Source organism: Paenibacillus sp. FSL R10-2788, from assembly GCF_038003885.1.
Lineage (GTDB): Bacteria > Bacillota > Bacilli > Paenibacillales > Paenibacillaceae > Paenibacillus_AQ > Paenibacillus_AQ odorifer.
This window is the reverse complement of the sequence record NZ_JBBOQA010000001.1, coordinates 2,135,081-2,152,837: the sequence shown is the minus strand read 5'-3', so window position 1 is coordinate 2,152,837 and position 17,757 is coordinate 2,135,081. Positions and strand designations below refer to the sequence as shown.

Genomic DNA, 17,757 nt, shown 5'->3' with positions numbered 1-17,757 from the left:
TTGTAATGATAATGGCAAGTCCGGCACATAATACAGTTACCAACAGAGGAGGTGAACAGCAATGAGCCAAAGCAACAACTCCAATAACCTTGTAGCTCCAAATTCCCGCGGTGCCTTGGAACAACTTAAATACGAAGTTGCCCAAGAACTAGGAATCACGCTTTCCCCAGATGGTTACCAAGGCAATAAAACTTCTTATGAAAATGGTTCGATCGGTGGTTACATCACTAAACGTCTTGTAACCCTGGCAGAACAACAACTGGCAGGTCAATACAAATAACCTGACCAACATAAGCTTTTTGAAGAAGTATTAAACGACCTACAGGTCGTTTAATACTTCTTTTTATACATAACACGGCAGAAATTAAAATTCTTTGTAAATGTCCGTGTACTGATCATAGTAATAATTAACGCGCTGTACATAATGCCTGGTTTCACCAATGGGAATATCTTTAATGGTTGCATCTGTCCCATCCCAGATCCCTTCGTCCAACCAGCGTTGAACTTTTCCGGGTCCAGCATTATAGGCTGCGATAATTGCTGTACGTTTACCTTCGAACTGACGGGATAAAGTTGAAAGATACCATGTACCCAGTTCAATATTAGCCGAAGGCTCATGCTTGAGTTCTTCCATAGATACGTTTGGAAGCTTGGCCTTTTCCAGCGCCCACTTCGCGGTATCCGGCATAAGCTGCATCAGCCCTAGTGCGCCTTTTTTGGATTCTCGTCCAGTTTTAAAGTTCGTTTCTACACGAATAATCGCGGTTACAAGAAACGGGTCTATCTCATAAGTGATGCTGTGCTTGCGAATCTCGTCTTTAAAATGGATGGGATAAAACCACGACATCCAGTTTGTACTCAGAAACAATATTGCCGTAAAACCAACAAATAGCAGAAGCAGTACTCTTTTTTTACGTAACCATTTCATGATAAACCCAGCCTGTCCCAAAAAACAGCAACCTGTTGCTCAGTGTACGCAAGATCGCCACTGTTGTCGATGATGTAGTCCGCTTTATTACGTTTCTGTTCAATATCCATCTGTGCATTCAATCGCGCTTCTGCTTCTTCTAAAGAGAGCCTGTTACGTTCCATTAATCGAGTAATTTGCACTTCACGGGGAACGTAGACTACTACAATCTCATGGAACAGGGTCTCAAGCCCTGATTCAAAAAGAAGCGGAATATCCACAATAATAAGCCGCTTCGGCTCTTCCTGCTCCATGCTGTACATACGATTTTTGATTTCCTGCCGGATGGCAGGATGCGTCAAATTGTTCAAGGTTTGCAGGGCCACCGGATCTTGAAAGACGATTTCACCTAATTTGGCCCTATTCAGTGTTCCATCCGAAAAAAGGATCTCTTTTCCAAATTGCTTAGCAGCAGCAGCCAACACTTCATGCCCGGGAAGCATAACTTCTCTGGCGATCACATCGGCATCAACCAGCCTCGCTCCCTTGTTCACAAGCAGTGCAGACACTGTGCTTTTTCCGGATGCGATTCCTCCGGTTAAGCCTATAATCATGTACTCACCTCATAATAGCTTCAGTATTCCCATTGCAATTAATAATAACGCTGGTAATGCGGCAGCATGCTTCATCCAGTAGTTCCCGGCAAATCTAAGTCCAGTCTTCATACCCAGTAATAGAAATGTACCACTAAATAAAGCTATTGTAAGTGATGTCCATATCGGATTGAAGCCAAGCAGCGCTGCGCCAAGTCCAGCCCCAAAAGCATCCAGAGAGAGCGCAATCCCAAGTATCATCGCCTCCATCGAAGAGATGCTTCCTGAGGCATCCATATCCGCAGAAGACGGGGTACGCAAGATCTGCACTACAATCCCCAAACGGCGTAGCTCAAGCGAAAAAACAGCTGATTTCAACGGTTCATCATTCATAACAGGTTCTGTACCCGCTTCAGAATCAGCAGCTACCTCTGCCCAAGCCTGCTCGGAAAATGAGCCCTCATCTACCGTTTCAGCTTTACGTCCGCCATCTGCATCTTTCTCTTTTTGCATCAGCATCTGAACAAGTGACCAGCACCCCATTAGCACAAGTATAACCGCACCAACCATAGAAGCTGCATTCGGAGACACTACCTTGGCAAGCAAAACCCCAACCTGCATAGATACACAGATAACTACCCCCGAACAGAGCGAGATAATCAGAACGGAGAGCAGTGGTATTTTCATTTTACGCAGCCCATATGTAATTCCTACACCAAAACCGTCCAAACTCAAGGCAAACGCTAGCAATAGCAGTGAAAATAATGGGCTGAGCACCCGCAATCCCTCCTGTGAAGAACCGGCAAACTGAAAAGTTTATCGTTTCAGCTTCCGTTCTCTATTAAGCATTCTTCACACAGTATATGGGCGGGACAAGTAGTGGGTGCCAACCTTATTATTTCAACAAATTCAGTTAACAGTCGGGCGCTGGCAATTTGGACAATAATGCGTGCCACGACCGCCTACAACCGTCTTCTCAATCATCGTTCCACAGTTACTACACGGCTGATCATTACGACCGTAAATCAATAGCTGCTGCTGATACGTACCGCTCTCACCTTGGCCATTAACATATGACTTAACAGATGAACCTCCGGCGTTAACCGCTTCGGCCAGCGTGCTTACAATGGCATGATGCAGCTTGTCCAATTGATTGTCCGTGAGCGATTTGGCGCTGTCTTCAGGATGGATGCCCGCACGGTGCAACGACTCATCTACATAAATATTGCCGATGCCGACGATATATTCCTGATTAAGCAGCAGCGATTTAATTTTGGTGCTTTTACCTGACACGATCTGCTTAAACCTCTCCGGTGTAAAAGAAGGCTCCAGCGGCTCCTGCCCCAGCTTGTTTAAAGGCGGCAGCTGAAGATCTTCTCCCATCTGAAAAAGATGCATCGTACCGAACTGGCGAACATCCGTGTAACGCAGCTCAGTTCCATCCGTAAAATGAAAAATCACATGTGTATGCTTGTCCAGTGGGTCATCATTTGAAAAAAGTCCGTAACGGCCTTCCATCCGCAAATGTGACACAAGCACCAGACCATCCAGCACAATACGCAAAAACTTTCCTCTTCGTTCAACTTTAACAATGCTATGACCTGCCAGCAGGTGGGCAAAAGCCTGAATATCATCCGGACGCTGAATAATCCGCGCCAACCGGACGGTTACATTCTCTATCTGCTTTCCATTAACTAACTCATTAAGTGTTCTCTTGACTGTCTCTACTTCCGGTAATTCCGGCATGATGTCTTCACCTCAACTACATTATAGCTGATATGCACACCTTAAAGGGAGTCTATTTCGCCTCGTACCAGTTACTTCCAAAGCTGACCTCTGCCTTAAGTGGCACAGATAACTTCAGTGCTCCACCCATTACTTCCGGCAAAAGCGTCTTCATAAGCTCCATTTCATCCTCTGGCACCTCGAATACAAGCTCATCGTGTACTTGAAGCAGCATACGGCTCTTAAGCCCACGATCAAATAATGCCTTGTCCATATGCACCATCGCCAGCTTGATAATATCCGCTGCTGTTCCCTGTATAGGTGTATTCATTGCTGTCCGCTCCGCAAAAGAGCGCAGATTAAAGTTCTTCGCATTAATCTCCGGCAGATAACGGCGACGTTCGAGCAACGTGGTCACATAACCATACTTCCGCGCCTCTACTACGATATCGTCCATATAGCGGCGCACACCCTGATATACCTCGAAATACTGCTCAATAAATTGAGCGGCTTCCTTACGCGGAATATTCAAATTCTGCGAGAGGCCGTAATCACTGATCCCGTAGACGATCCCGAAGTTTACGGCTTTTGCGGCACGGCGCATATTGCTGTCCACCTGTTCCGCGGTCACACCGAACACATCCATCGCTGTCTTCGTGTGAATATCCATATCATGCAGAAAAGCTTCCTTCATTCGCTCATCACCTGAAATATGCGCAAGCACACGCAGTTCGATCTGCGAATAGTCGGCTGCCAGGATGGACCAGCCCGGTTCGGACGGAACGAATACCTTGCGGATTTTGCGTCCTTCCTCTAGACGAATCGGGATATTCTGCAAGTTCGGGAATTGGCTGCTAAGCCGTCCTGTAGCGGCAATCGTCTGCCGGTAGAATGTATGCACCTTCCCTGTGTTCGGGGAAATTTCTTTAAGCAGCCCCTCTACGTAGGTAGATTGAAGCTTCGCAATTGTGCGATATTGCAAAATCAAACGCACCACATCGTGGTATGGCGCAAGTTTCTCAAGCACTTCGGCATCCGTGGAATAACCCGTCTTCGTCTTCTTGACGACAGGCAGACCTAGCTTTACAAACAAGATTTCACCCAGCTGCTTTGGTGAGTTCAAATTAAACTCAGTGCCACAAATCTCGTATATTTCACTGACCAATTTGGAAATTTGCGCCTCGAATTCTTTTCCAAGCTCTTTAAGATCACCAGCATTGACTGCAATCCCCTGTTTCTCCATATCCGCCAAAATTCGTGACAAAGGCATTTCCAGATCCTCGAATAGCCCTGTCATCGCGGTCTCCACCAGCTCCTGCTGTTGCTTCTGTGCGATTCCAAGAACCGTTGCACTCTTTCGTGCAACGTGATTTCCTAAGACTTCAAGCTCAGGGATTTTGTATTTGGCACCTTTACCAAATACCTCTTCATCAGGAGAGAGCCGCGGCAAGCCGTATTTAGCAGTGAGATCGTTTAGATTCTGATTAGCCTCCGTAGGATCAAGCAAATAAGCCGCCAGCTGCACATCATGGGCTGCACCTGCAAAAGCAATTCCCTGCCAGTGTAGAGCCAAATCAGCGCGGTGAAGATCATATCCACTTTTCGGAGCCTTTTCATCTCCTAGCCAATCACGCAGCTTCGCAGCAGCTGGCTTATGCAGTAATTCAAACGGCACATAGTAATGCCGCTCCAGAGAGGACAATCCTATTCCGATTACCTCGGCACGATGCGGATTATCTCCATTCGATTCCACATGCAGCGCCGAAATGCCAGCCAGGGCTTCACTTAGCCCCTTAAGTTCTTCTTCACTTACGATCGTAATATCAAGTGCAGCTGCTTCTACTTCAGCAGCACTTTCCTCTCCCTCGGCAACAGGAGCATAAGCACTAAGAGACAAACGTTCCAACAGTGATTTAAATTCCAGCTTGGCAAGCGCTGGGCCGGCTGTATCCGCTGAAATTCCATTAAAGACCATGTCTTCCCACGAATGCTCAAGCGGCACTTCGCGATAGATGGTCGCTAATTTTTTACTCATTACCGCATCTTCCGCATGGGTTTCCAGTTTTTCTTTCATTTTACCCTTTAGCTCACCGGTTCCAGCTAAGACACCTTCCACCGATCCAAATTGATGCAGCAGCTTCAAAGCTGTCTTCTCACCTACGCCGGGTACTCCCGGGATGTTGTCACTCGCATCGCCCATCAGCCCTTTAAGATCAATGATCTGCTCTGGGGTTAGGTCATATTTCTCCCGGATTTGTTCCGGCCCATAAAGCTCAACTTCAGTGACCCCTTTGCGGATTAAAGCAACGGTCGTATGCTCAGAGGCCAGCTGCAACATATCCTTGTCTCCCGACACGATCATAACCTGCCGTCCCGCTTCATCCGCCTGGCGCGAAATGGTGCCAATAATATCATCAGCCTCATAATTGCCAATTTCAAACTGCGGTACACCTAAATTAGTCAGCAATTCCTTCAGCAATGGGAACTGCTCGGAGAGCTCGGGCGGTGTTTTTTGCCGGCCGCCCTTATAATCCTGATAACCTTCATGCCGAAAAGTAACTTTCCCTGCATCGAAAGCGACAATCATATGTGTCGGTTTATGTTCTTCAATTAATCGAAGCAGCATCGTTGTAAATCCGTACACCGCATTTGTCTGTTGCCCTGCTGTATTCGTCAGCGGGGGCATCGCAAAAAAAGCACGGTAAATAATATTGTTTCCATCTATAAGTATCAACTTGTCCATAGTGCACCTCGCCTTTTCATGCTTACTCCTTACATCTTACCATATGCCCTCTACAAGTAGAAACGGCTTTACCAACCTAAACAGTGGGATAAGCTGATATGTTAAGGATATACAACAAGTAGCCGCCCTTTTAAAAGGGCGGCTACTTAGTTTAACTAAAGATATAACAAAAGATGTGTAAGTACAAATTACTGATTCAAGTCCGGACGGCTGCCTGTGACCAGATAAACAACACTCTCACCAATGTTAGTCGCATGATCGGCAATCCGTTCAATATAACGGCCTACCAGCGTTAATAACATAGCTTGGGACACAGAATCCGGTTTTGCCACCATATAACTATATAGCTCATTGATCATCGAACCATATAATTGATCGACCTGATCATCATCTTGTGCCATTCTATAAGCCAGATCAGTGTTCTCATCCAGATAAGACTGGATAGCCTCATCAATCATGGTCGTCACAATTTCCGCCATACGCGGAATGTCTACAAGCGGCTTGATCAGCTGCTGTCCATGGATGCGCATAGTTGCTTTCGCAACATCAATAGCCAAGTCACCCATACGTTCCAAATCGCTAGATATTTTGAAAGCAACGATAATGCGGCGCAAATCTTTTGCTACAGGCTGCTGCGTAATAATTAGCCGTGAGCCAATTTCCATGATTTTATCTTCCATGGCATTCAGCTGCAAATCTGCTTTAATGATTTCCTGAGCGCGTACAGTATCAAGATTCTGTAAAGCAACAATTGCTCCACCAAGAGCATCTATTACATGTTCACCCATCTGCTGCAGCAGACTGCGCAGCTCTTCCAAATCTTTATCAAATTCTTTTCTGCGAATCATAGTAAGAGCGATCCTCCTCATTAATGTATGGTCAGCTTGCCATTTCCAAGGACGAGCGCCCTTGTAGCCCGTATCAGCCGAAACGTCCAGAAATATAATCTTCGGTGCGGGAATCCTTAGGAGTCGAGAACAACACCTCTGTATCCGCCGCCTCTACAATTACACCATTCAAGAAAAACACGGTTCGACCAGATACACGTGCCGCCTGATGCATGTTATGAGTAACCATAACGATTGTATACTTACTTCTTAATTCCTGTACAAGCTCCTCTATCTTGAGCGTAGACACAGGATCCAGTGCAGACGTTGCTTCATCCATGAGCAGGATATCCGGCTGAACTGCCAAAGCTCGGGCAATACACAGCCGTTGCTGCTGTCCGCCGGACAAGCTAAGGGCAGATTTTTTCAGAAAATCTTTAACTTCCTCCCACAGCGCGGAATGACGCAGACTTTGCTCTACAATCTCATCCAGTTCGCTCTTTGAACGAATGCCATGCAGGCGAGGACCGTAAGCTACATTGTCGTAAATCGACTTTGGAAAAGGATTTGGCTGTTGGAATACCATGCCGACCTGTTTACGCAGGCTTTCTACCTCTACCTCGTCACTATAAATATTTTTGCCACCGATGTTTACAGTTCCTTCAATACGTGTACCAGGAATCATATCATTCATACGATTCAGCGTGCGCAACAGAGTGGATTTTCCGCAACCGGAAGGTCCGATAAAAGCAGTAACCTGTTTCTCCGGAATTTGCAGATTCACATTCTTCAGTGCGTGAAATGACTCATAGTAGAGATCAAGTTTCTCTATGTCAATGATGGATTTCATTAGTATTTACGTCTCCTTCTCATCATCTTCGTTCTCCATAATAAGCTTTTAATGTAAATACAGTTGGAGAGAAATGTTAACGCAATGTAAAATTGGTGAAGATGAATTAGTCCACGTGATAGTATTCCCTACAATTCGGCGTGTAATCTCACCTGAATCTTGTTTATGAACGGGATAAAGAAGAAAACTCCAGTCATGCTAAATGACCGGAGCTCTCTTTTTGTTAACAACTAATTTATAACCTACACCTCGAATGGAATCGATATGAACGGATTCTGGATCTAGCTCAAGCTTTTTACGGAGTGAACTTACATGCACATCAACTGTACGCTGTCCACCAATATAATCAAAGCCCCAAACAGCGTTCATAAGATCATCTCTTGTCAGCACTACCCCGGGTTTACGGGCCAAATATAACAATACCTCGAACTCTTTAGGTCGAAGGTTGATGCTATGTCCTCCTAAGGAAACTTCATACCGCTCAGGATAGATTTCTAGTTGTCCCAGAATGATCGTTGAAGCAGATATAGGTGTCTCTTGTGGAGCCTCCTCAGCAAGGCCGGAAATCCGCCGTAATACAGCGCTCACTCTTGCAAGCAATTCGGATACTCCAAAAGGTTTGGTTATATAATCATCAGCACCGGATTTCAGCCCTCTAACCACATCTTCTTCAGCATTTTTAGCAGTCAATACGATAATAGGTGTGCGGATACCTTGTCCACGCAATTTATCAAGGATGTCAATGCCATTCATTCCTGGCAGCATCAGATCCAATACGATCAAGTCAAAAGGTTCCCTCGTCGCACGATCATATCCTGCCGTTCCATGATCCTCTACCGTCACCTCGTAACCTTCCTGCGTTAAGTTATAGGACAGCAGCCGGGCTAGTGTCGGTTCGTCTTCAATGACAAGCAATCGTTGAGCCATAGGTTCCCCCGTCTTCCATATAGTTTGATTTTTACAAAACAGCAACAAAACCATCATATCACCGTAATGTTAACTTAGTGTAAAATTGAAAAAGTGAATTTACAAAAATCTAATCGGTCTTTTCTTCCTGCAGCAAAGGCAATTCAATCACAAAGGAACTGCCGATTCCCAGATCACTTTCAACTGAAATCACTCCATGGTGCATATCTACCAAATGCTTCACAATAGACAGCCCCAATCCCGTTCCACCGGAGCTTCTGGATCTTGCCTTATCCACACGGTAAAAACGTTCAAAAATACGCGGCAGATCTTTTTTAGGAATCCCCATACCCGTATCGCTAACAGTAAATTGAACATTTTCGGAGCCGTCTGGTTTCAGTAGACTCTTAACGTAGACCTTTACGTTTCCGCCTTCATGTGTGTAATTAATCGCATTAGAGAAAAGATTCATAAAGATTTGACGCAGCTTATCCTCATCCGCCTCAATGAACAGCTCCTCAGGAACCTCTACATTAAGACTAATGTTTTTCTTCTCAGCGACTTTACTGATGGTTCCCAGCACGGAATCAAAGAATTCAATGATATGAACCGGTGAGCAATCGAGCTGCACCCGTTTAGATTCGATTTTAGATAATTCCAGAATATCTCCAATCAAGCGATTTAAACGCTCATTCTCATCATATATAATTTGCAGGAAGGATCTCGCCGTCTTCTCATCTTTAACTCCGCCTCCCAGTAAGGTCTCGGCAAACCCTTTGACCGCTGCAACCGGAGTCTTTAGTTCATGCGATACGTTAGCGACAAATTCACTGCGCATCCGCTCCAAACGGCGAATTTCCGTAACCTCTTGCAATAGGAAAAGCATACCTCTGTACGTACCATCCTGGATCATCGGAACCGCGTCCATCCGTACAATTCGCTCTCTTGGGTTATAAATACTTCGCTCTTCATGAATCGGCTCCCGGCTTAATACCCCTTCTTCAAGCAGACGGGTTAGCTCATAATGCCGTTTTAACTCTTTGTACGAATGACCCGCCATTTCACTGTTGCTGACATCAAGCATTCGCTCTGAAGCCCGATTGAGCAGCGCAATCTCTTCTTCCGCATTGATCATTATGATGCCGCCAGTCATATTATCCAGCACGCTTTGCAGCAGATCCTCATTATCACGAATCGTCTTGAGCTGGTCTTGAAGACTGTCTGCCATCGCATTAATCGCGGTAGCCAGCTGTCCAACTTCATCTTTACGCTTCAAATGAACTCTGGCATCATAATCCAGATCGGTAATCCGCCGGGCGACTCTTGTGATTTGCTCCAACGGGGAAGTCATGCTTGTAGCTACTTTATAGCTCACAATAGTTGCTGACAAGAACAAGATAATAAGACCTGCAGCCATGATCATCCAAGCATGCTTAAGACCTTGAGTAACAGCATCAAGTCCCATTGAGACCCGAATATAGCCGTCAAACCCCTGATCTGAAGTTACCTTTCCAGCCACATATAACATCTCATGCTTTAGAGTTTCGCTGTAACGGATTGCCCGTCCAGTTCCCTCTTTCGCAGCCCCTATCTCTTCTTCACGATTGGAGTGGTTGTCCATTTCCAAGGGGTTTTTCTCAGAATCGCCAATTACTTTACCCGACTTTGTAATAAACGTTATCCGAGAATCTAAAAGTTTAGAAATATGCTCCGCCTGTTCAGTGTAATACGGGATCGCATTTGAAGAATTCATATCTACAAATTCCAGTGTGCCTGAGAGCAAGCTTATTTCCCGGGACATATTCTCTTCCAGAGCAGTTATATGGGAGCTCTTAAACAGATGAGCCATCGTAAATCCAGTACCAATCATGGAAATACCGATTAAGGCCATAAGTATAAACGTAAGACGAGCGCGAAACGGTTTCATCTGAGATTTGCCTCTCCCTTTATCATTGTATCTTTTATCCTAACTTCATTTTCTCCAAAATACCAGTACGACTATGACCGTGACATAAGCCCCCCAGAGTAAATTATATAAAAATAACAGCCCGAGTTGATTAACTCTGGACTGTTACTTTGTATTACTTTTGTAAAAACACATGAGTTTATTCTGTACGGGTAGCAAGAAACCACTGATTACCCTGACGGTCTCTAACCCCTGCTCCTCTTTCTCCATAGGACTTATCCAGTGGTTCTTCAATAATAGAGGCCCCGGCATTCAGGCACTTGCGGTAGGTCTCATCAACATTTCTTACATAAAGATGAATGGCAAGCTGTACCGGTGAATACTTTTCATTCGCTTCGGAAACCTCAATGATGGAATCACCGATTCTGACCTCGGCATGCCTAATCCTACCCTCATCGTTTCGCAGCATATCAATAATTTTGGCATCAAAGCAGTGCACAACAAAATCTATCAATTGGTCTGCATCTTCCGCAATAAAATACGGCGTAACGTTAAGAAACCCATTTCTAATATAATGTGGTGCCATTCGTTGTCCTCCTTTAGACAGGCAAAAACGCCTTCGGCGTTCCTTAAGGATAATTTATAGTCTGGACATATAAATCCTTATAATTTGATTAAAACCCATGGAAAAGCCATTCAGAGAATAATCTGCCCTCCTCATGACTTATCCACCGGTTGTAACCCCATTTATTTAAACACTGGCTCCTTGAATTGAGTCAATTTAGCTGCAGAATCTTTTTCCACATCCGCATGCAGACTGTTGCCGTGAGCATCCATCGTCACAATCGCTGCAAAACCCTCCACATCGAGATGCCACATCGCCTCAGGAATACCAAATTCCATAAAATCAACAGCGTTGACCTTCTTGATGCACTCTGCATAATACTGGGCGGCTCCACCAATCGCATTGAGGTATACCCCGCCGTGCTCCTGTAAGGCTTTTAACGTTTTTGGACCCATACCACCTTTTCCGATGACTGCACGGATTCCAAATTTTTTGATGATATCGCCTTGATAAGGCTCTTCACGAATGCTCGTAGTTGGGCCCGCAGCTTTTACATGCCAGCCTTCCTCATCTTTCATCATCACAGGACCGCAATGATAAATCACAGCCCCTTCCAGATCTACCGGAGACTCATGATCCATTAAATATTTGTGCAGAGCATCACGGCCTGTATGCATTTCACCGGATAAAATAACCACGTCTCCAACACGCAGACTACGGATATCCTCTTCACTTACCGGCGTTGTAAGACGTACTTCCCGCGACTCAGACGCTGGGCTGTTAGCTCCCTCAGCAATTACCGCTTCAGATTCATGTGCTCCTTCATCATCTACAGATATCCCTGTGCCGCTCTCATATAACCAATCCTCTATATTGCCAGTTGATGGATCAACCAGCACCCCTTGGCGGCGGAAGGCCCAACAGTTATAAGCAACGGATACGAAAAAGCTAGCTGGCAGACGATTCATAACGCCAATCTTACAGCCCAGCAGCGATACCTCACCACCAAAACCCATCGTGCCAATTCCAAGCTTGTTAGCATTCTCCATAATATAGTCTTCCAGCTTGCTAAGGTCTTCTATCGGATTAACATCCTCCACTTTGCGGAACAACTGCTTCTTAGCCAGCTCGTAGCCAGTCGTACGGTCACCGCCGATACCCACGCCAATAAAACCGGCACTACAGCCTTGTCCCTGCGCCTGATATACCGCGTGTAAAATACATTTACGGATTCCGTCCAGATCCCGACCCGCTTTGCCGAGTCCTTCTAATTCTGCCGGGAGACTGTATTGAATATTTTTATTCTCGCAGCCTCCACCCTTCAGAATAAGTCTAACGTCTATTTTATCCTCTTCCCATTGTTCGAAATGAATGACTGGTGTGCCTGCACCCAAGTTATCTCCGCTATTCTCACCTGTTAATGAATCTACAGAATTGGGACGAAGTTTACCATTCTTGGTCGCTCGTACAATGGCATTATGAATATCTTTTTTCATCTCAATCTGATTGATTCCCACAGGGGTGTGAATGATAAATGTAGGCATTCCCGTATCCTGACAGATCGGAGACACTTGCTGCTCAGCCATTCCGATATTTTGTGCAATCGTGGTTAAAGCAAGACCGGACCGGGTAGCCCTGTCTTCCAGCGCGCGACCTTTTGCAACTGCCCGGCGTACATCTCCCGGCAAATTCGTGGAAGTTTCTACGATAAGGTTATAAATACTGTCTTCAAAATGCTGCATCTTCATTCAAGCTCCTCTCGGCAGTTCCAGGTTATCTAAAGTTTGATACAATTAGTATAATAATATCATACCTAGCACCGCATGAAAGGGGTTACTTTAAAATTGAGCTACCATTTTTCTGCCTATCTATATCGTCTTCAGTATATTCAGCGCTGGAGCTTGATGCGCAGCACCGCACCGGAGAACGTCGCTGAGCATTCTTTTCATGTTGCATTGCTCACACATATGCTCTGTTCCATTGGTAATGTACATTTCGGGCGTTCATTAAACGCGGAACGAGCAGCAACCATAGCTCTTTTCCATGATGCCAGCGAAGTATTCACAGGCGACATTGCCACGCCGGTAAAATACAACAATCCTCGCTTGCTCACCAGCTTCCGCGAAATGGAAAAAGTTGCGGCTGATCGCTTAACTGGAATGATTCCATCAGAGCTAAAAAGCATCTACACTCAGCTCATACGACCGGAAGACAGCCCTCCCGATTCGGAGGACATTCTGCTGCACAGCTATGTGAAAGCCGCTGATCGGCTGGATGCTTATTTGAAATGCGTATGGGAGGTTGCTGCAGGCAACCGAGAATTTGCCGCCGCGAAGGAGCAGACAGCAGCAAAACTTCGTGGGCTTGGCCTGCAGGAAGTGGATTATTTTCTGACTCATATGGCACCGAGCTTCGAAATGTCTCTCGATGAGCTCTCTGCTGGAAACTAAACACCATCTACACAATAGAAAAAAGGACCTCCGCATGAATCTCGCAGGGGTCCCTTTAGTGATTAATAATAAAAATACAAGCGTTACGTTACTGATTCAGTCAGGATATCCCAGTCTTTAAAAATCGGCTGCAAACCCTTCGTATATAGCATTTCCGTAATCTCCTGCACACTGCGGCTATCGGATATTTCGAATTGCGGAGTTCCCCCTGCATTAGTGTGACCGCCCACCTCAGTTGTGACCCCGGCTGACATCTTAGTTATTCCTAGATGAATTAAATGATCGCGTAGAGAGGCAGGCTCTCTTGTAGATAAAGTAATGCCCGAACGGGGTAAAAATAACCGGTATGCCAAAATAATCTGCACTAGTGATCGATCGGTAACATCGCACTCTGGGTTAAATTCCCCTAAATAAGGCCGAAACCGTGGGGGTGACAGGCTGATCTCGCAATCTGGATACCGATCCTGTAGATAGCGGGCATGCATGGCACTTTGGAATGCCTCTTGCCGCCAATCGTACATCCCGAGCAACGTACCAATATTCACAGAACGAAAACCTGCCTGACAGCCGCGTTCAGGTGCATCCAGGCGATTCCGGTAGTTTCTTTTAGGCCCTTTAACATGCAGCTTTTTGTAAGTCTCCTGGTGGTACACCTCTTGGTATAGTGTTAGTCCATCCACCCCTGCTTGAAGAAGCTCTTTATATTCTGCAGTTGATAGAGGATTTATCTCAATACTGACTGAGGAAAAAAATTCCCTGAGTACATCTACACAATCCTTAATATATGAGACAGGATTCTCCCGGCGCGATTCACCAGTCAAAATGAGGATATGCCGCAGACCTGTAGCTGCAATCTTCTCAGCCTCCCTGCGAACCTCCTCCAAGGACAGCTTTTTGCGCGGAAAATCATAAATGGAGCTGAAGCTGCAGTAGGTACAATGATTCACACAAAAATCCGCAAGATACATCGGTGTGAACAGCTGCATCGAATAACCAAAATGTGCACGGGTCAGTCGCTGAGCAGCCAACGCCATCTCCTCTAGCAGCGGCGTTGCTGCCGGAGAGAGCAATGCCAGCAAATCATTTTCGTTCAGCTTGTCTTTTCCAAGCGCCCGCTTAACGTCATCCTCCCGGAACTCCTTCCACAGCTGCTCATAAGGATACTGCTCCAAGCGGGCCAGTGTGTCAAAAAAGCTCATGCTAATCCTCCCTCCTTTGGTGAACCTATCAAATTCAGTTCAGAAATCCAGTCAACGGTGACGAAGCAAAAGCAACTTCTTCTACAGGACCCAGTCCTGCCAAATAAGCTTTACGGCCAGCGGATATCGCCTCACGGAACGCTTCCGCCATGACGAGCGGATTATGTGCCGTTGCGATAGCCGTATTAAGCAGAACAGCAGCGGCCCCCATCTCCATTGCTTCCGCCGCTTCCGACGGTTTGCCAATCCCGGCATCTACAATAATCGGCAAATTCACTTCTTCAATAAGAATACGCACAAGCTCCTTGGTGCGCAGGCCGCGATTCGTCCCGATCGGCGCACCAAGCGGCATCACAGCAGCAGCACCGGCATCTCTCAGACGTAAAGCAGCCGAAAGGTCCGGACTCATATAAGGCAATACTACAAAACCCTCCGCTGCTAAAATCTCTGTAGCTCGTATGGTCTCCAGATTATCTGGAAGCAGGTATTTCTGATCATTGATCACTTCGATCTTGACCCAGTTCCCCAGTCCCGCAGCTCTTGCTAATCTCGCAATACGGACTGCCTCTTCCGCTGTGCGCGCTCCTGAGGTATTAGGCAGAAGAGTCATATGGCCGGGAATGTGGTTCATGATATTTTCTGCTCCACCTTGCGGGTCCACTCGGCGAAGCGCTACAGTAATTACCTGAGAACCAGAGCTAGCAATCACTTCGGGAATCAGCGTATTCCGGCTATATTTTCCGGTTCCGATAAATAATCTACTGGTTAATTCGATGCCGCCAATATGTAACGGGTCATGCATGAAATTACCTCCCTTTGGTTCTTATAAATTTCTCAAAATTCTATACCGCTCCATCTCAACCCCCACCAACAAAGTGCACCAGTTCCAAACGATCATCCTCGCTCAGAGCAGTACTTTCATAATTCTCCTTACTGACAATTTCTCCATTCAGCTCAATGATCATCAGACGACCCGACCACTCAGGAAGACTGATCAAATCAGCTATAGTTTGAATACCACCAGAACACTCTGCGGATTTCCCGTTAATCAACAGCTTCATTCTGAATCACCCCCTTCGCCCATGCTGTTACCTCCAGGCTATGAATGAACCGCCTTATGAATAGCTTTGGCGGCCTCATAAGGATCATCCGCTCCGCAAATACCGGACATCACAGCAACTCCTGCCGCACCTTTCCTGACGATCTGCGCCGCATTAGCGGGGCTAATTCCGCCAATCGCAATTACAGGAATAGAACTGGTCTTCACCGTTTCTGCAAGCAGCTCTAGCCCACGTGCGGGCAGCCCTAACTTGCTATCCGAGGGAAATACATGACCAAACAAGCAATAATCAGCTCCCTGCTCTGAAGCATTCGCCGCTTCTTCCGGAGAATGAACCGATCTCCCCAGCCAAAGCTGAGGTGCAATTCGCCGGGCTGTAACCGGGCTCAGACTGTGCCCAGCCAACTGAACACCCGCGGCACCAGCTGCCAATGCTACATCGATCCGGTCATTGATTATCAGTTTGGTAGCGGGTATACCGGCAGCCAACAGCTCCTGTGCCGCAGAGAGCAGTTCGCGTGCTGGACATTGCTTCTCTCTTAAGTGAATATAATCGACCCATGTCTGCACCGTGACAGCCAGTTCAACAAATTGTCTCAACTGCTGCTTGCCGTCTGATATTAGATGGATCTCAGCTTGTACCACTCGCGATCTCCTCTCTCTCACTTCCCTGTAGGTCAGTAAAAAACAAAAAAACTGCCCCCGTAAGGAAGGCAGTCAGAATCTGTATATAGACGGCACTACAAATAGCCCGACAACAGAAATTCGTTCTCCACTTCCCTACGCTGGTCTTAACCAGATCAGGTTCAAAGGGTCCGGAAATCCATTCCGTCTCAGCCAATCGGCACCCCTAGTGACATAAATATACAATTTTGAAATACTAACGTGGTTTATAGTAACATATTTTTTTATTGAAATACACCCATTTATTCACATTAGCTGTACTAATCTAACCGTTTACTACCTCGCCACCATTTACATGAATAACCTGTCCAGTCACATAACTGGAATCGTCAGAGGCTAGATATACATAAGCTGGCGCCAGCTCCTCTGGTTGTCCAGGCCGTTTCATAGGCTGCGTGCCTCCGAACTCGCTAACCTGCTTCGCATCAAAGGTAGAGGGAATTAGCGGTGTCCAGATTGGACCTGGTGCTACACCGTTTACCCGTATGCCCTTCTCCGCCAGATTCGTGGACAAAGATCGTGTGAAACTAAGGATAGCTCCTTTAGTTGATGAATAGTCCAGCAGCTGCGGGCTTCCGCGATAAGCGGTAATTGAAGTTGTATTTATAATTGTAGATCCCGCTTTTAAATGAGGCATAGCTGCTTTTGATAAATAGAACATCGCAAATATATTCGTACGGAAAGTACGCTCTAGCTGCTCGGAAGTAATATCCTCGATCTTAGCTTGCGGATGTTGCTCCGCCGCGTTATTGATGAGAATATCAAGCTTTCCTAAGCCCTCTACCGTCTGTTTAATAAGATCCTTACAGAATTTCTCGTCACCGATATCACCTGGAATTAGGATACATTTGCGGCCTTCCTGCTCGACCTGACGTTTAGTTTCCTCTGCATCTGAGTGTTCATTAAGATATGAAATGACCACATCAGCACCTTCTTTAGCAAAAAGCACAGCAACTGCACGCCCAATTCCGCTGTCTCCACCGGTAATCAACGCCGCCTTGTCTTGCAGTTTACCTGCTGCTTTATAATTTGCCGGCTCGTATTTGGGCAGCGGCGTCATTTCACTCTCAATCCCTGGCTGATGATGCTGCTCCTGTGGGGGTAAGGTTTTTGTAGCTTGTTTATTATTGCCTGACATCTTCCCTATCTCCTCTCGTTAAGCAAATTGATAGTTAACTGATCATCTTAGGATGGCACAACAATGCACGTTTATACGCTGGGTTTGTCATTTTCTTAAATCGCTTTACGAATCTTACTTACCACAATGCAAGTAGAAATAAACAACCGTGGATGTAAACTGCTGTAAGTGGAGAGGACTTCACTGCATACAAAAAGGCACAGC

At 46.1% G+C, this 17,757-nt stretch carries 18 protein-coding genes and 1 riboswitch; of the genes, 2 read left to right on the top strand and 16 right to left on the bottom strand.

Annotated elements, in window-relative coordinates:
- The first annotated feature begins 61 nt into the window (after positions 1–61).
- Positions 62–280: an alpha/beta-type small acid-soluble spore protein gene (locus NSQ50_RS09310; RefSeq protein WP_036678974.1), complete on the top strand. Its 219-nt coding sequence runs from the start codon at positions 62–64 to the stop codon at positions 278–280.
- 84 nt (positions 281–364) lie between these two features.
- Here the strand turns inward: NSQ50_RS09310 and NSQ50_RS09305 are convergent, their stop codons facing one another.
- The 11 genes from NSQ50_RS09305 to NSQ50_RS09255 all read right to left on the bottom strand — a co-directional run bounded on the left by NSQ50_RS09305 (position 365) and on the right by NSQ50_RS09255 (position 12,764).
- Positions 365–928, bottom strand: a complete 564-nt coding sequence (locus NSQ50_RS09305; protein WP_036678971.1) for a lytic transglycosylase domain-containing protein — start codon at positions 926–928, stop codon at positions 365–367.
- On the bottom strand, positions 925–1,521 hold the full coding sequence (gene coaE, locus NSQ50_RS09300) for a dephospho-CoA kinase (RefSeq protein WP_076100115.1): 597 nt from the start codon (positions 1,519–1,521) through the stop codon (positions 925–927). Before coaE ends, NSQ50_RS09305 begins: the two co-directional genes overlap by 4 nt.
- 9 nt (positions 1,522–1,530) lie before the next feature.
- A complete protein-coding gene (locus NSQ50_RS09295; protein WP_036678965.1) occupies positions 1,531–2,277 on the bottom strand; it encodes a manganese efflux pump in 747 nt (248 codons plus the stop codon).
- Between the two features lie 132 nt (positions 2,278–2,409).
- The gene (mutM, locus tag NSQ50_RS09290) at positions 2,410–3,246 is read right to left on the bottom strand and encodes a DNA-formamidopyrimidine glycosylase (RefSeq protein ID WP_076100113.1); all 837 of its coding nucleotides are present in this window, start codon (positions 3,244–3,246) and stop codon (positions 2,410–2,412) included.
- A gap of 52 nt (positions 3,247–3,298) precedes the next feature.
- Positions 3,299–5,968 (bottom strand): DNA polymerase I, encoded by a 2,670-nt coding sequence (polA, locus tag NSQ50_RS09285; RefSeq protein WP_076224798.1) that lies wholly within the window; start codon positions 5,966–5,968, stop codon positions 3,299–3,301.
- A gap of 188 nt (positions 5,969–6,156) precedes the next feature.
- A complete protein-coding gene (gene phoU / locus NSQ50_RS09280) occupies positions 6,157–6,816 on the bottom strand; it encodes a phosphate signaling complex protein PhoU (RefSeq protein ID WP_036678957.1) in 660 nt (219 codons plus the stop codon).
- A gap of 73 nt (positions 6,817–6,889) precedes the next feature.
- A complete protein-coding gene (pstB, locus tag NSQ50_RS09275) occupies positions 6,890–7,645 on the bottom strand; it encodes a phosphate ABC transporter ATP-binding protein PstB (protein WP_036678954.1) in 756 nt (251 codons plus the stop codon).
- Between the two features lie 198 nt (positions 7,646–7,843).
- Positions 7,844–8,572 carry a response regulator transcription factor gene (locus tag NSQ50_RS09270; protein ID WP_036678951.1) on the bottom strand — a complete coding sequence of 243 codons (729 nt, stop codon included), beginning with the start codon at positions 8,570–8,572 and terminating at the stop codon, positions 7,844–7,846.
- A gap of 109 nt (positions 8,573–8,681) precedes the next feature.
- Entirely contained in the window at positions 8,682–10,478 is a 1,797-nt protein-coding gene (gene pnpS / locus NSQ50_RS09265; protein WP_076224796.1) for a two-component system histidine kinase PnpS, read from the bottom strand.
- Between the two features lie 178 nt (positions 10,479–10,656).
- Positions 10,657–11,043, bottom strand: coding sequence for a VOC family protein (locus NSQ50_RS09260; RefSeq protein ID WP_076224794.1), 387 nt, complete (start codon positions 11,041–11,043; stop codon positions 10,657–10,659).
- A gap of 161 nt (positions 11,044–11,204) precedes the next feature.
- Entirely contained in the window at positions 11,205–12,764 is a 1,560-nt protein-coding gene (locus NSQ50_RS09255) for a fumarate hydratase (RefSeq protein ID WP_076146271.1), read from the bottom strand.
- A 102-nt stretch (positions 12,765–12,866) separates the two neighbouring features.
- Between NSQ50_RS09255 and yfbR the strand changes: the two genes are divergently transcribed.
- Positions 12,867–13,472: a 5'-deoxynucleotidase gene (gene yfbR, locus NSQ50_RS09250; protein ID WP_094901415.1), complete on the top strand. Its 606-nt coding sequence runs from the start codon at positions 12,867–12,869 to the stop codon at positions 13,470–13,472.
- 83 nt (positions 13,473–13,555) lie between these two features.
- On the opposite strand, the gene thiH is transcribed toward yfbR, so the two are convergent.
- From thiH to NSQ50_RS09225, 5 genes are all read right to left on the bottom strand, one after another.
- Positions 13,556–14,671, bottom strand: a complete 1,116-nt coding sequence (gene thiH / locus NSQ50_RS09245; RefSeq protein ID WP_076224791.1) for a 2-iminoacetate synthase ThiH — start codon at positions 14,669–14,671, stop codon at positions 13,556–13,558.
- Between the two features lie 34 nt (positions 14,672–14,705).
- Positions 14,706–15,473 (bottom strand): thiazole synthase, encoded by a 768-nt coding sequence (locus tag NSQ50_RS09240; protein ID WP_076224788.1) that lies wholly within the window; start codon positions 15,471–15,473, stop codon positions 14,706–14,708.
- A gap of 55 nt (positions 15,474–15,528) precedes the next feature.
- Positions 15,529–15,732: a sulfur carrier protein ThiS gene (gene thiS / locus NSQ50_RS09235; RefSeq protein WP_038569682.1), complete on the bottom strand. Its 204-nt coding sequence runs from the start codon at positions 15,730–15,732 to the stop codon at positions 15,529–15,531.
- Positions 15,733–15,770: 38 nt separating this feature from the next.
- Positions 15,771–16,376: a thiamine phosphate synthase gene (locus NSQ50_RS09230; protein ID WP_076224787.1), complete on the bottom strand. Its 606-nt coding sequence runs from the start codon at positions 16,374–16,376 to the stop codon at positions 15,771–15,773.
- A gap of 115 nt (positions 16,377–16,491) precedes the next feature.
- Positions 16,492–16,593, bottom strand: a riboswitch (TPP riboswitch).
- A gap of 87 nt (positions 16,594–16,680) precedes the next feature.
- The gene (locus NSQ50_RS09225; RefSeq protein WP_076224784.1) at positions 16,681–17,553 is read right to left on the bottom strand and encodes an SDR family oxidoreductase; all 873 of its coding nucleotides are present in this window, start codon (positions 17,551–17,553) and stop codon (positions 16,681–16,683) included.
- Positions 17,554–17,757 lie beyond the last annotated feature (204 nt).

Excerpts from the sequence above, each read along its gene's own strand:
- NSQ50_RS09310 (WP_036678974.1), top strand. The coding sequence starts at position 62 with ATGAGCCAAAGCAACAACTCCAATAACCTTGTAGCTCCAAATTCCCGC.
- NSQ50_RS09305 (WP_036678971.1), bottom strand. The coding sequence starts at position 928 with ATGAAATGGTTACGTAAAAAAAGAGTACTGCTTCTGCTATTTGTTGGT.
- coaE (WP_076100115.1), bottom strand. The coding sequence starts at position 1,521 with ATGATTATAGGCTTAACCGGAGGAATCGCATCCGGAAAAAGCACAGTG.
- mutM (WP_076100113.1), bottom strand. The coding sequence starts at position 3,246 with ATGCCGGAATTACCGGAAGTAGAGACAGTCAAGAGAACACTTAATGAG.
- polA (WP_076224798.1), bottom strand. The coding sequence starts at position 5,968 with ATGGACAAGTTGATACTTATAGATGGAAACAATATTATTTACCGTGCT.
- phoU (WP_036678957.1), bottom strand. The coding sequence starts at position 6,816 with ATGATTCGCAGAAAAGAATTTGATAAAGATTTGGAAGAGCTGCGCAGT.
- pstB (WP_036678954.1), bottom strand. The coding sequence starts at position 7,645 with ATGAAATCCATCATTGACATAGAGAAACTTGATCTCTACTATGAGTCA.
- NSQ50_RS09270 (WP_036678951.1), bottom strand. The coding sequence starts at position 8,572 with ATGGCTCAACGATTGCTTGTCATTGAAGACGAACCGACACTAGCCCGG.
- pnpS (WP_076224796.1), bottom strand. The coding sequence starts at position 10,478 with ATGAAACCGTTTCGCGCTCGTCTTACGTTTATACTTATGGCCTTAATC.
- NSQ50_RS09260 (WP_076224794.1), bottom strand. The coding sequence starts at position 11,043 with ATGGCACCACATTATATTAGAAATGGGTTTCTTAACGTTACGCCGTAT.
- NSQ50_RS09255 (WP_076146271.1), bottom strand. The coding sequence starts at position 12,764 with ATGCAGCATTTTGAAGACAGTATTTATAACCTTATCGTAGAAACTTCC.
- thiH (WP_076224791.1), bottom strand. The coding sequence starts at position 14,671 with ATGAGCTTTTTTGACACACTGGCCCGCTTGGAGCAGTATCCTTATGAG.
- NSQ50_RS09240 (WP_076224788.1), bottom strand. The coding sequence starts at position 15,473 with ATGCATGACCCGTTACATATTGGCGGCATCGAATTAACCAGTAGATTA.
- thiS (WP_038569682.1), bottom strand. The coding sequence starts at position 15,732 with ATGAAGCTGTTGATTAACGGGAAATCCGCAGAGTGTTCTGGTGGTATT.
- NSQ50_RS09225 (WP_076224784.1), bottom strand. The coding sequence starts at position 17,553 with ATGTCAGGCAATAATAAACAAGCTACAAAAACCTTACCCCCACAGGAG.